The 14,287-nt window shown below is 36.2% G+C and carries 12 protein-coding genes and 1 pseudogene; 2 read left to right on the forward strand and 11 right to left on the reverse strand.

Translation table 11 applies throughout. From position 1 onward, the window contains the following. Positions 1–874: 874 nt before the first annotated feature. Complete coding sequence (locus HWV59_RS00340) at positions 875–1,747, reverse strand: alpha/beta fold hydrolase (protein WP_175637806.1); 873 nt, start codon at positions 1,745–1,747, stop codon at positions 875–877. A 174-nt stretch (positions 1,748–1,921) separates the two neighbouring features. Between HWV59_RS00340 and HWV59_RS27465 the strand changes: the two genes are divergently transcribed. Next, positions 1,922–2,152 (forward strand): hypothetical protein, encoded by a 231-nt coding sequence (locus HWV59_RS27465; protein ID WP_407941603.1) that lies wholly within the window; start codon positions 1,922–1,924, stop codon positions 2,150–2,152. 303 nt (positions 2,153–2,455) lie between these two features. Here the strand turns inward: HWV59_RS27465 and HWV59_RS00345 are convergent, their stop codons facing one another. The 7 genes and pseudogenes from HWV59_RS00345 to HWV59_RS00375 form a co-directional block, all read right to left on the reverse strand. Continuing rightward, positions 2,456–2,716: a type 2 periplasmic-binding domain-containing protein gene (locus HWV59_RS00345; RefSeq protein WP_175637807.1), complete on the reverse strand. Its 261-nt coding sequence runs from the start codon at positions 2,714–2,716 to the stop codon at positions 2,456–2,458. A gap of 304 nt (positions 2,717–3,020) precedes the next feature. Continuing rightward, positions 3,021–3,284, reverse strand: a pseudogene (locus HWV59_RS00350) (thymidine kinase); the annotation flags it as partial. Between the two features lie 289 nt (positions 3,285–3,573). Next, on the reverse strand, positions 3,574–3,780 hold the full coding sequence (rpmE, locus tag HWV59_RS00355) for a 50S ribosomal protein L31 (RefSeq protein WP_102230458.1): 207 nt from the start codon (positions 3,778–3,780) through the stop codon (positions 3,574–3,576). 391 nt (positions 3,781–4,171) lie between these two features. Continuing rightward, positions 4,172–5,443: a transcription termination factor Rho gene (gene rho / locus HWV59_RS00360; protein WP_102230459.1), complete on the reverse strand. Its 1,272-nt coding sequence runs from the start codon at positions 5,441–5,443 to the stop codon at positions 4,172–4,174. A 332-nt stretch (positions 5,444–5,775) separates the two neighbouring features. Further along, positions 5,776–7,065 (reverse strand): UDP-N-acetylglucosamine 1-carboxyvinyltransferase, encoded by a 1,290-nt coding sequence (locus HWV59_RS00365; protein ID WP_175637809.1) that lies wholly within the window; start codon positions 7,063–7,065, stop codon positions 5,776–5,778. An 880-nt stretch (positions 7,066–7,945) separates the two neighbouring features. After that, complete coding sequence (locus HWV59_RS00370) at positions 7,946–8,803, reverse strand: class II fructose-bisphosphate aldolase (RefSeq protein ID WP_102230461.1); 858 nt, start codon at positions 8,801–8,803, stop codon at positions 7,946–7,948. A gap of 254 nt (positions 8,804–9,057) precedes the next feature. Then, a complete protein-coding gene (locus HWV59_RS00375) occupies positions 9,058–9,435 on the reverse strand; it encodes a response regulator (protein WP_102230462.1) in 378 nt (125 codons plus the stop codon). Between the two features lie 327 nt (positions 9,436–9,762). Here HWV59_RS00375 and HWV59_RS00380 point away from each other — a divergent pair, with 327 nt between their 5' ends. Continuing rightward, on the forward strand, positions 9,763–10,302 hold the full coding sequence (locus HWV59_RS00380; protein WP_102230463.1) for a DUF2529 domain-containing protein: 540 nt from the start codon (positions 9,763–9,765) through the stop codon (positions 10,300–10,302). Positions 10,303–10,455: 153 nt separating this feature from the next. Here the strand turns inward: HWV59_RS00380 and HWV59_RS00385 are convergent, their stop codons facing one another. From HWV59_RS00385 to HWV59_RS00395, 3 genes are all read right to left on the reverse strand, one after another. Further along, positions 10,456–10,848 (reverse strand): hypothetical protein, encoded by a 393-nt coding sequence (locus HWV59_RS00385; RefSeq protein WP_235991642.1) that lies wholly within the window; start codon positions 10,846–10,848, stop codon positions 10,456–10,458. Between the two features lie 167 nt (positions 10,849–11,015). Beyond that, positions 11,016–12,026: a LacI family DNA-binding transcriptional regulator gene (locus tag HWV59_RS00390; protein ID WP_102230465.1), complete on the reverse strand. Its 1,011-nt coding sequence runs from the start codon at positions 12,024–12,026 to the stop codon at positions 11,016–11,018. Positions 12,027–12,597: 571 nt separating this feature from the next. After that, complete coding sequence (locus tag HWV59_RS00395) at positions 12,598–14,205, reverse strand: CTP synthase (protein ID WP_175637810.1); 1,608 nt, start codon at positions 14,203–14,205, stop codon at positions 12,598–12,600. Positions 14,206–14,287 lie beyond the last annotated feature (82 nt).

The raw sequence follows: 14,287 nt of genomic DNA on the forward strand, positions 1-14,287 counted from the left end.
ATCCCTCAAAATTTTTTACCTAATTGAATGAATTTCATAAATCTAATCCCTACGAGCTCAAGGGTTTTAAAAACTAAAAAAAGAAGTACCTCCCTATAAAGTCGAATTAGTAAGTGATTATACAAACTAAAAGACTTGAGGAAGACCCCCTATGCCCGTTATAAGACAAGGAAGCCTTTTTGGTATACAAGATTTATATGATTTAGAACCTACCCAACGTTTTGATGCTATTTTTACTTCTTATCTAATTGAAATCCACCAATCCAGTAATTATGCTCACTACCAGGTGTATAAGAAATGTAAAAGCACCTATTATTGAATCATTACTATAAAGGGTGTAAGGATCTAACTCCTCATTCCACGCCTTAAGATAAGCAAAAGCAAGAGATTCTGCCACAGTCGGAACAAATGAACTTTAATTTTCATGAACAGAAATTTTGAATGCTTCCTCCCAATTCTCTTTTGTAATTTCTCTAACTAAAATGGCTCGTGTCATACTATCCCTCTTTTTTCTAATATTCTTAGTTAATTCATAGTTGCGTGTAAATTATGATAATTCATGTTCGTTAGTTAACGATGCTACTATATCCTTTTTCCGAAAAAGGCAATAAACATGATATCCGCAAACTTCTTTTGAATGCAAAAATACAAAAAGGAATAATGAAAATTGGTCTGATATACCAAGAAAGCTGATTATGATGTCTTGCAAAAGTCCAATCGAGAAAATCACGATTAAATATAAACACTAGAAGTAAACTGATTGAACAAAACACAAAGAAAATAGCCAATGGCTTATCATATTTTCTCAACATATTAATTTACCCTTTTTGTATTGATGTATCTTTCTAAGAACTGTTAGGTGCTATTTTTTTCTTTAGGAGCAAAGAAACTCTAGTGCATAAAATGTTGTCGTCCTTGGATCCTCTAATGTCATTAAGTGCCCTACCCCTTTTATTATTTCAGCCCTAATATTAGGGACATAATCAATAGCCCTAGCCAAAGCTTCTTTGGGATCATACATGACCTCATGTTCTCCAAATAGTAGCAGTATTGGGTTTTTCATTTCGGATAATTCTAGATTATTAAATACATATGGAAAACCACTAGCTTTAGGTTTTGTTCCTTTATTTGGATCAACCCACATCATTCCTGAATATAGTTGCTTTTTTAGTTGATGAGGTAGTTCATATCGATCACCAAAAATCCATTCAAGAAAATTATCTACTCCACTTGTGCTTTTAACCATTTTAAAGGCATAAGAGTAAAAGTCAGGAGATAGTGGGACAAAAGTAGCCGCAGGACTAATTAAAACTACTTTGTTAACTCGATCAGGTGAATAATTAAGTAAGTTCATAACATTAAGGGCTCCATACGATAGACCAATAAAATTTGCCCTTGTTATATTTAATCCATCTAATACTTCCTCTAGCCACTTAGCATGACTTCTACGATCTAAAAATTCATTAGTGGGCAAACTTTTGTTTTTATCTCCCAATATATCTACCGAAAGCACCCTATATTGTTTACATAATTCCTCTATGTTTGGAAACCACATAGTTGAGCTCATGCTCGCACCGTGGAGTAATAAAAGTGGCTCAGCATTAAGATCTCCACTCTCAATTACGTATGTAAGACCATATGTTGTAGATACAAAATAGTCTTTGTACTTCACTGGCCAAAGACTTAAACTCTCTTCATAGGCTTTTTTGTACTCCTGTTCATAATTTATCGTACTAATGAAATCCATTTTTACTTCTCTCCTTAAATTTATAATATAAAAATAAACGTTAGTACATTTTTATATTATAAAATAAAGATTCTTGTGTCAAGAAAATTTTTCCATCATCTAGATTATTTATTGAAATAATTATTTTTTACTTTATTACTCAACTTTCGCAGCTGAATTTTAGCTTTGAAGCCTTTGAATAGCTTCGGTCAATTATATAACAGCGTTTACATATATCCTTGGGACATAACATCAAAAGTATTGGAGCTGCTAGATAGCTTAGAGTTAGAAGATTACGTTACAATAATCTTCAGTCAAAATTTTATTATTAATAGAGTTAATGTAAACATAGCGGCTAAAATATGGAATATAGAGAAAAAAACAAACTTTATAAAACGAAACTTGACTGGTATACGACTGAAATAGAACCAAAAATAAATAATTTTATTCACGGTACTACCTCAGATATACTCGAGATATTCTTAATATACCTTTTTGTCATCGACACTATTGATGAACTTCTAACACTAGATCCTATGTACCTCCTGAAATATTACCAGGAAATTGGTTAGGTCCGAAAGTTCTGTCAACTTTATATAAAGCAAAACAAACGTTGGCAAATTTAATACCCACAGATTCAATTTATCATGAATTTATTGAGTAATCTGTTAAAGTATTTGCAAAAAAATATCCGATAATCATTATCGATAAACTACTATTTATTAAAAACTACACTACCCAATAAAAAAGAGCAATAATCCTGTCATAGATGATTAACGCTCTTTTTACATAGTTAATAAAAATATCTAGGTTTTTAGGAATTTCTTCATCTCTATTCCTTCTACAAAGGTATACTGGTCGTCGTATTTCTATACCTTTTACAGTAACTCTGCCTACCTCCTTACGTTCCAAATAGTCTTTGACTGAAAATGAAGACGCTAACATTGTTCCATAACCTGCAATGACAGAACGAATCGATTCATTTTTCAATGTTATTCCTCTTTCTATTATAAATTTACTTACAAACTTATTTAATTCTTCATGTGTCAGTAAAACTATTTGTTATTCACTTTTAGCTTCATTTCGCGACCGGGCCCGGATCTCTTGTAGACATTCATAAAAACCCTCTGAACTTCTATAATAAGTAAATATTAACACAAAAAAGATAGTGTACATTAAAGCTTTAATGTACACTATCTTTTTTAAATGTTTTTCTTTATAATTCAGCCAATAGAATGCTTATATTACTAAAAAGTCTCTGACATACAGAGTGTAGACACTTTGGTAACAAAACATCAACAGCAATGACATCCGTCTTTTCCGTAATAAAGTCAAAAATATCCTCAGATTTAGAGATCGGTTTACAAATGATCGCCGTTCCATTATGAGAAACAACACTTTCTTCACTATATCGATTATCAATAACAGGCTTAAAAACCTTTACCTCCTGCTTAGCAAATGTTGCTCTTCTTACTCTTCGAATGAGCTCTTCAGATTTACCTGAAAACATACTTCCGCAGATGATTTCAAGCCATCCACTTTGCTTCATTACATACATGAAACGGCCTCTCCCTTCTAAAAAAAGCGCAAGGCGCCCGCTTATCGGCGACAAGCATAAGTCGAGCAGATGGCGCCTGGAGCTCACAAAGTACAAATCTTCTTTCCTTGATTGACTATACCGATTCTTGGTACATCACTCATCTATTATCACATGTACGAAGTCATGATTATTCCGTTTAAAATTCCTACGAATATATGTAGGATAACCAAATTTCCGCCTATAAAATGCAAAATTAGGCGTGAAAAAACAGGCAAGAGCCATTTCGTCTTGCCTGTTGAGAAAATCCTTATTTTTGTTTAAGGCCGTATTTTTTGTTGAATTTATCTACACGTCCACCTGCATCCGCAAATTTTTGACGTCCAGTGTAGAATGGATGGCACTCAGAACAAACCTCAACTTTGATCTCGTTTAAAATAGAACCAGTTTCGAATTCGTTACCACAAGCGCATTTCACCATAACCTTATTAAAGTTTGGATGAATTCCTGTTTTCATTCTTTTCATCTCCTTCCGCCCTGAATCATTTCGAAACAGAGTTATATATCTAGGCCAACTCGTCCAATTGACGAAATAATATCCTAGAAAAGCACATGATGAAATTATAACAAGTGCATGATGTAAAATCAAGCTGAAGTTAAATATTACTAGAAAAGCGGAAGTGCCTCGATCAGCCCCGACAGGCATAAGACGCTCAGGAATAGAAGATGTTCTTTGTCTTCAATTCCTGAGTGGCTTATGACCCCGAGGCAGTCTAAAACCGCGACATCCTGTCGCAAAGACTGCACTTGCACGTCCTATGCGATCTAAGGCTAGGCACTGGAGCTAGACACCAACACTAAGTTAGATACGATATTATTTTTCTATTATTTAACAAAACAGAAGTGCCCTAACGATTACGTACACCTTTCATTTCCGCATCTAAATTGCTGAAGAATTCTTCGTTTGATTTCGTTTGACGAAGCTTACGAAGGAATTTTTCAATGAAATCTGGTGTATCTGTCATAGACTTACGAATTGCCCAAAGTTTTTCCAGATGGTCTTTAGGAATAAGAAGCTCTTCCTTACGTGTTCCAGAACGGCGGATGTCAATAGCAGGGAAAATACGTTTTTCTGCTAATGAGCGGTCAAGGTGCAGTTCCATGTTTCCTGTACCTTTAAACTCTTCATAAATGACATCATCCATGCGTGAACCTGTATCAACTAAAGCAGTTGCAAGGATTGTTAAACTTCCACCCTCTTCGATATTACGTGCAGCACCGAAGAAGCGCTTAGGACGGTGGAAAGCAGCAGGATCAATACCACCGGATAGTGTACGGCCACTTGGCGGAATAACCAGGTTATACGCACGAGCTAAACGTGTGATACTATCCATTAAGATAATAACATCTTTCTTATGTTCAACTAATCTCATGGCTCTTTCAAGGACAAGCTCTGCAACCTTAATGTGGTTCTCAGGTACTTCGTCGAATGTTGAGCTAACAACATCACCGGCAACAGAACGTTCAATATCTGTCACTTCTTCAGGTCTCTCATCAATCAATAAGACGATAAGCTCTGCTTCAGGGTTGTTTGTTGTAATGCTGTTGGCGATTTCTTTTAATAGCATTGTTTTACCTGCTTTAGGCGGCGCCACAATAAGACCACGTTGTCCAAAGCCGACAGGGGCAATGAGGTCCATGATTCTAGTAGATAAATAATTTGGTTTTGTTTCTAGAAAAATTTGTCTATCTGGATATAGAGGAGTTAGTGCTGGGAAGTGAACACGTTCCTTAGCTGTTTCAGGATCTTCACCATTTACAGCTTCTACATGTAATAAACCGTAATAGCGTTCGTTTTCTTTTGGAGGCCGAACTTTTCCTGAAACCTTATCACCATTTCGCAGATCGAAACGTCTAATTTGAGAAGCTGAAATATAGATATCCTCTGAGCTAGGTGAATAATTGATTGGTCTTAAGAAACCAAACCCTTCAGATTGGATAATTTCTAAGACACCTTCCATAAATAATAAATCCTCTTGCTCAGCATTTGCTTTTAAGATTGCAAAAATTAGTTCTTTTTTTGTTAGCTTGCTATAGTAAGAAACCTTATATTGACGAGCAAGCTCATATAATTCTTTCAATTTCATATGTTCTAATGAAGAAATTGAAACCTGACTCATAAAAACACCACTCTTTTCAATTTTCAATTCTTTATAAACTCTTTCACCTATCAATGTTCAACTCAATTCAAATTGAGAACTTGTCTAATAGTAAATGCTTTCTAGTGCATTAACGAAGAGAAAAACTAGTACGTTTTGGATAGAGAAGGAAATGAAGGTGAGCTTGAAGTAGTTTTTGTAGTATTCATTCAATGCAGCACTCTTTATTTTAACCCTATTTCAAAGATTTAATCAATGATTTTTGGAAAATATGCTTGTCTTAAGAGGTGAAAATTGAAGAAACCATAGAGAAATCAAGGATATATATATCCTTGATTTCCTTACTATCAACTTTAAGAATTTTGCAGCTGCTCAATTTCTTTTTCGGTCATCTTTTCACGCCAAATGGTTGCACCAAGCCCGGTTAGTTTTTCCTCTAACTGACTATATCCCCGATCAATGTGTTCTAAACCTGTAATTTCGGTTATTCCATCTGCCATTAATCCTGCACATACTAAAGCAGCCCCTGCTCGTAAGTCACTTGCTTTCACTTTAGCTCCTTGAAGCTTTGTCGGACCGGATACGATAGCAGACCGTCCTTCTACTTTTATTGTCGCTCCCATTCTTCTTAGTTCATCGATATGTTTGAAGCGGGCCGAATAAATCGTATCTGTTACAACACTTGTTCCAGTTGCTTTTGTTAAGAAAGATGTGAAGGGCTGCTGCAGATCTGTCGGAAACCCCGGATAAACAAGTGTTTTGATATCAACGGCTTTTAATTCCTTTTGACCGCCAACAATTAGGATTTGGTCATTGCTTGTCTCAATATGCATGCCCATTTCTCTTAGTTTGGCAATTAAAGATTCAAGGTGCAAAGGAATAACGTTATCGATCATCACTTCTCTTCCCATTGCAGCGCCAATAATCATATATGTCCCTGCTTCAATACGGTCCGGAATGATTGAATGACGGCAGCCATGCAGCTTCTCGACACCATCAATTCTAATGACGTCAGTACCTGCACCTTTGATCTTTGCTCCCATACTTGAAAGCAGAGTGGCTACATCAATTATTTCAGGCTCCTTCGCTGCATTCTCAATAATTGTTCTTCCCTTTGCTAAAACAGCAGCAAGCATAATATTAATCGTTGCTCCCACACTTACTACATCTAAATATATACGAGCACCTTTGAGCTCATCTGCCCGTAGGTAGATCGCTCCTTGTTCATTTGTAATTTGTGCACCAAGTGCTTCAAAGCCTTTAATATGTTGATCAATAGGACGAGGACCTAAGTGGCAGCCACCCGGAAGTCCAATTACTGCTTTTTTAAATCGACCTAGCATTGCCCCCATTAAATAATAGGAAGCTCTCAGTTTTTTTACCTTTCCATTAGGTAAAGGCATTGAAATCATGGATGATGGATCCACAACCATTTCATTGTTTTTTAATTCTACCTTTCCACCAATTTCTTCTAATAAATCCCCTAAAATATTGACATCAGATATGTTTGGCAGTCCCTCAATTGTTACAGGAGATTCTGCGAGTATTGTTGCGGGAATGAGTGCAACTGCACTATTCTTTGCTCCACTAATTGAAACAGTTCCATTAAGTAAATCGCCGCCGGCAACTTTTAATTTTTCCATGTTAGTCTCCCTTCTAAGAAGTTGACTTTCCGGAAAGAACATTCAAGGCGAAACTTTTGTACACAGGTAAGAAATGTGAAATTTTGCATTTAACTCGGTGTCCAGCTCCAGCGCCTAGCCCCGAAGTACAGGAAGTACAAGTGCAGTCGTTGCGACAGGACGTCGCGTTTTTAGACTGCCTCTAGGTTCTAGCCACAAATGAATTGAAGACAAAGAACGTTTTCTATTCATTTGCATCTTAATTTCCCGAGGCTGACCAAGGCGCTTCCGCTTTTCTTGTTATGTATACGTTCACACGTCCATCATGTTTTCCGAATGAAACATCTTGTCAACATTAATTCCGAATTTAGGATTCAAGCTGTTTATTTATTTTATTGCCCTTAATTCATTAGTAAATACATAAGAATTATACTTATGTGCTAATTTCAGTAAAATGAATCATACCTTCCTCCTATTATTAAACCATCTATTAGGCGGGACAACAATGTTTTACGATTAATAAATGAAACATTTTATGGGTTTTTGTTTGGTCTATCTTACTTACTTTGTTGCTATTTAATCAGTTAAACGAAAAATAAGTTCGCTCAATTCCACTATTCTTTTAAATAAAAGTAAACAATAACAATATTCTTTTCGAAATAAGTTACGAGTTTTAGAAGATTCATAGCTATAACTTTTGTGGATGTTGTATGAAGATTGATGCAGGACTAAAATTGAAAACGGACAAGCACAAGCGAGTCCGTTCATCTATTATTCTATCAAGTTTGGTCATATAGGTAAAGGATTAGAAGGATTTAATCATACTTGTTAGCGCTTTCTTAAAATTCAGAATATAACCGCCTTTATTTAAAAGGCGGCCATATTATTATCCATTATAGGATTACGCTTTGTTAGAAGAACCAAATTCACGCATTTTACCGATAACAGTTTCTTTGATTGCGTCACGAGCTGGTCCTAAGTATTTACGTGGATCATATTCGTTTGGCTTCGCAGCTAACACTTCACGAACAACTTTTGCAGATGCAATTTGGTTCTCAGTGTTAACGTTGATTTTCGCTGTACCGAAAGAAATAGCTTTTTGGATATCTGTTGTTGGGATACCAGTACCACCATGAAGTACTAATGGCATGTTAGTAAGACCTGCGATTTCTTCCATTTCTTTGTAACCTAAGTTAGGCTCACCTTTGTATGGTCCGTGAACAGAACCAAGAGCTGGAGCTAGGCAATCAATACCAGTGCGTTTAACAAGTTCAGCACACTCTTGTGGATCTGCATAGATTACGCCTTCTGCAACAACGTCATCTTCTTGTCCACCAACAGTTCCAAGCTCAGCTTCTACTGATACACCTTTTGAATGAGCATATTCTACAACTTTAGAAGTTGTTTCAACGTTCTCTTCAAATGGATCATGTGAAGCATCAATCATAACAGATGTAAATCCAGCATCGATTGCTTCTTTACATTTGTCAAAGCTTGAACCATGATCAAGATGAATCGCTACAGGAACAGTGATATTGTAGTCTTCGATAAGACCTTCTACCATTTTAACAACTGTTTTGAAACCACCGATGTAACGTCCAGCACCTTCAGAAACACCAAGAATAACTGGTGATTTCTCTTCTTGAGCTGCTTGAAGAATTGCTTGAGTGAACTCAAGGTTATTGATGTTGAATTGACCTACTGCATATCCTTCGTCTTTTGCTTTGTTAAGCATTTCTGTCATTGAAACTAAAGGCATGTCGAAAATCCTCCTAATAATAGACCTTATTTTCTTATACAGAAAAGTATATCATACCTAGCATGACCAAATAATTCCCTTATATGTAAACTTCGCATGATCACTTTTCACATCATATAGCATACCAATAACTTCACAAATCGGCAACAATTCGACATATATTTGGGTAATATAATGTTACGAGGTATACTAAAAGATGATCTCTTTCAGTTACAATAAACCTTTGCGTATAAGGCTTTTCCAATTGTTTTCTTTTATTGATTTGTTCTAATTGGTAAATATTTCTTTACCGCATCTCTGATCTCATCGATATCAAAAGGCTTGGCAAAATGAGTAAGTGCTCCTAAATCCTTTGCCTCCTGGATCATATCAAGCTCACCGTATGCTGTCATAATGATCACACGGATATCCTGATCCACGACCCTCATTCGTTTTAAAATTTCAATACCATCCATACCAGGAATTTTCATATCAAGCAATACTAAATCGGGAGAGTGATTTTCCACAATTTCCAGTGCCTGAAATCCATTTGCTGCTTGAAATGTTTGATATCCTTCTTTTTGAAAAACCTCATTTAATAAAATACGAATTCCATATTGATCATCTACGATTAGTATCTTTTCTTTTAGCATTCTGCATACTCCTCTTATGTTTTTTAGTTAAATTCCTATCATTAGTTACCAAAATAACTTTCCGTTCATCTATCACTTATTCAATTATAACGAAAGGGAAAGACTTACCCACCTGCGTTAATCTACTTAACTAATTCGTCTCTAACCTTTATTTCCCTTCATGTTTTCTTATACTTTTCTCGACAATTTCTGAGCGTTTTGTCATATTATACACTATTCACTTCCAATTTAAGCTTATCATAAAGCTATGCTTCGACAACGCCTGACTTTCTTCTCTATTCTTTTATCGCTATAATATATGATACTGGAGAAAGGAGATTATCTCTTATGATGAAAATTTTCACAACACAATTAACCGGACATTTCAACCGAATCTTAGAGCAAGAGGAATTATCTATAGAGGATAGTGCCAGACTATTGGCGCAAGCATTGATAGGAGAAGGGAAACTATATATTTATGGATACAATGAGCTCCATAGCATTGTCTTAGAGGCGGAAAATAGTAGTGAGCCGTTCCTTCGTACAGAAGCTCTTCTTGATGAAAATGGCCAGATGAAAGAGCTGTCTCAGGAAGACCGGGTTCTACTTTTTTCTTATCGTTCAACCGATTCTGATGCCATTACACTAGCAAAAAAACTAACTGACCTGGGAATTCCAACTGTTGGCATATCTGCTAGTATAAAAGGGGAAGACTCCGGATTAGAAGCTGTAACAGACTTTCATATTGATACAAAATTGCGCCAAGCATTAATCCCTGGTGATGATGGACAAAGATATGGCTACCCTGCACTTATGACAGCTTTATATGTTTATTATTCTCTAAAGTTTACACTGAATGAAATTTTAAGTGAATATGACGAGGAGTAAAGTGAAAAAAGGTATTTACTTTTGAAACAAGTATAACCCTGTTCTAATTTAGAACAGGGTTAGGAATCGAATCGTTGATCTATATTTTAAAATAGCATCTTTTGGGATCGTCTCTTTTTTTCTAAAACCATACCAAACCTTTAGCTCCTCTGTTTACTTGGAGGATAAGTATTTTACATAAATAGCTTGGGAAGTATTTACTGTTTTGCAGCCTTCTAGATCTTCTTCCTTCAACAATCCTAGTTGAATGGCTGATTTTATTTTCCCTTCATCAGGCTTTTTTTCAATAAGATCGAGCAAATTTAACTCTTCAAGCCTTTTAACGGTTTGTTGCTGTTTAAACTTTTCAGTATTTCGTATTTGTCTTTGCAATTTGTAATCCCTCAGGATCATTTCTGCTTTAGCGTTTTTACCCACCGACAAATCAAAATATTCATTAAAAGCTCTTTTCCATTCATCAATCTCTGTTTCCACTTCTTTTTTCTTATGTTGAAGTTCAAGATAATGAGCAAGTATCTCTCTTGTGATGACTATTTTATTTGCCAACCGTATCCCCTCATTTCACAGATGATAGTTCATCATATTGTGAAATGATGTAAGATATTCACATAAGAACGAATGTTTCCATTTTATTTAAATTAGTTTCTTAGAAATAAGGAAAAAGGCATATTTTCTATACTAAAAAGATCAGTCCATTATGAGACTGACCTACTTTATCTTTCACTTGATTCCCTTATGATAAGTTCGGTGTCAATTAATACAGGCTTTAAGTCCTTTTTTCCATGAATTAAGTCGTTTAACATATTCGCGGCAAGCTTTCCTAATTGCTCTTTATTTTGCTTAACTGTTGAAAGCTTGGGGGTGCTGTATCGACAGGCATCTATGTCATCACACCCAATGACGGAAATATCTTCTGGAACATGTAGCCCATGATTCTTAATGGCTTCAATTGCACCAAATGCCATTAAATCAGAAGCAGCAAAAACTGCTTTCGGATATGTTTGCTTCTCTAGTATTTTGTTCATGGCGTGATAGCCACTTTCTTCTTTGAAATCACCATATTGAATCCAGCTTGGTTTTATGCTGAGTCCTAGTTGGTTCATCGCTTCTTTAAATCCTTGTTCACGGAGCTCAGTAATAAGATTATGCTCTCTTCCACCGATAAAACCAATATCACGAATTCCTTGTGCATAAAAGTGTTGCACCACATTTTTAGTGAGATTCACATTGTCACTCATGACATAGCTTGCTTTTGGTCCTTGTAACTCTAAGTCAATGCCGAGACAAGGGATACCTTCCCTTACAAGCTCGTAAATATCATCCTCGATATCTTCACCCGAAATAATGACACAGCCATCCACATGAAAATGTCTACATCTGGCTAAATAACTTCCGTGATCTTTGGAAAATTGTTCGTTCGAAAACATGATAATATCATAGCCTAATAATCCAATAACCTTTTTAAAGGATGTCACAACTTCATTAAAAAAAGGGTGTGTGAAGTCTACATTTACTTTTCCGGCATGTATTAGGCCTATCAAATTTGACTTTTTAGTTGCTAAGGCTTTGGCAAAAAAGGTTGGCTGATATCCGGTTTCAGTGATGATGTCCATTACTTTTTTCCTTGTGTTTTCACTGATGCCGCTATAGTTATTAATAACTTTTGATACAGTTCCCGGGGAAACTCCAGCCATCTCCGCAATATCTTTTATCGTTAGGTTCATCGCATTCCCTCAATTATGATTGATCTTTATTTTTTAGATACCTCAACATTACTATGGATTGGTGTATTATTCAATTTAGTTTTTGAAGCCCTTTCATGAATGGTATATCAGGATATTATTCTTCTATTAATTGGTTTCTTCATAATCGGTTGCTTGTAATTTGTAATGTGCATGGTTGATTTGCGCTACAGGTTGCTCGCTTTCCGTGGGGTGGGCGGTGAGCCTCCTTGACGCTATGCGCCTGCGGGGTCTCACCTGCCCCACTACTCCCGCTCCAGCGCCTAGCCCCTCGAGGTCATAAGCCAATTTAGAATTGAAGGCAAAGAACGCCTTCTATTCTAAATCGTCTTATTTGCCCTAGGCTGACCAAGGCACTTCTGCATTTCTAACAGGAGTCTCGCACCTTCCGCGGAAATCAACCTAATAAAGTGACCTTTTAAAATATATTATTTTTAAAATTAAACTTATAAAAACAAATCTATCTTACATACAGAAGTATATGTTTTTAATTAATAAAAAAGCTATCCTCATCCCACTTTTATAGTAGGAATGAGAATAGCTTTTAAAAAACTTATAATTTTTCTGATGCTGTTAAAGACGCGCGAACAAAGTCACGGAATAATGGTTGTGGTTTTGTTGGTCTTGATGTGAATTCCGGATGGAACTGTGATGCTACGAACCATGGGTGGTCTTTAAGCTCAACGATTTCCACTAAACGACCATCAGGAGTTGTTCCTGAGAATACAAAGCCAGCGTCTTCCATAGCTTGACGATATTCATTATTAAATTCATAACGGTGACGATGACGCTCATAGATTACCTCATCCTGGTATGCTTCAAATGCACGTGTTCCTTCTTGAAGCTTACTTGGAGATAAGCCAAGACGTAGTGTTCCGCCTAAATCTTCAATATCCTTTTGTTCAGGTAAAAGATCGATAACAGGGTATTTGGTGTTTGGATCAATTTCAGATGAGTTTGCACCTTCCAACCCTAGTACATTACGTGCATACTCGATTGATGCAACCTGCATACCTAAGCAAATGCCTAAGAATGGGACTTTGTTTTCACGTGCATATGTTGTTGCAAGGATTTTTCCTTCAACTCCACGATCACCAAATCCGCCAGGTACTAAAATACCATCAACATCTGATAATTCAACTTCTAAGTTTTCATTTGTTAATTGTTCTGCATTTACCCATTTAATTTCGATATCGGAATCAAATGCATAGCCTGCATGACGAAGTGCTTCCACAACAGAAATATAAGCATCTTGAAGTTCAACATATTTCCCCACAAGGCCAATTTTTGTTGTTTTAGAAAGATTTGTTACACGCTCTACAAGCTCTTTCCATTCTGTCATATCTGCTTCATTGCAGTTAAGTTTTAAGTGATTACACACAATTGTGTCTAAGTTTTGCTCTTGAAGATCTAAAGGAATAGAGTAAAGAGTTTCTGCATCACGACATTCAATAACCGCATTTGTATCGATGTCACAGAATAATGCAATTTTGTCTTTCATGTCTTGAGAGATTGGCATTTCTGTACGAACAACGATGATATTTGGTTGAATTCCTAAGCTGCGTAATTCTTTTACACTATGTTGTGTTGGTTTTGTTTTTAGTTCACCTGCAGCTTTAATATACGGTACAAGTGTACAGTGGATGTACATTACATTGTCCCGTCCGATATCACTTTTAATTTGGCGAATGGCTTCAAGGAATGGAAGTGATTCAATATCCCCAACTGTTCCACCGATTTCTGTAATAACAACGTCTGCACCTGTTTCTTTCCCGGCACGGAAAACACGGTCTTTGATTTCATTAGTGATATGTGGAATAACTTGTACAGTTCCTCCAAGATAATCACCGCGTCGTTCTTTCTTTAGGACAGTTGAATAAATTCTTCCTGTTGTCACGTTGTTGAATTTTGTTAAGTTTACATCAATGAAACGCTCATAGTGACCTAAGTCCAGGTCAGTTTCAGCGCCGTCTCCTGTCACAAACACTTCCCCATGCTGGTAAGGACTCATTGTCCCCGGGTCAACATTTATGTAAGGATCGAATTTTTGAATTGTTACACTCATGCCGCGATTTTTTAATAATCTACCCAGTGATGCTGCGGTGATCCCTTTTCCTAGAGATGACACAACGCCACCTGTTACAAAAATATACTTTGTCATGGTCTTCCCCCTCAGAAGCTTGTATGTTTTTTATTTTGTACAAAAGATGAAGAAATCATTTAAGAACATAAAATGGGTTCAT

Origin of the sequence: Metabacillus schmidteae (assembly GCF_903166545.1) — a bacterium.
Classification (GTDB): domain Bacteria; phylum Bacillota; class Bacilli; order Bacillales; family Bacillaceae; genus Metabacillus; species Metabacillus schmidteae.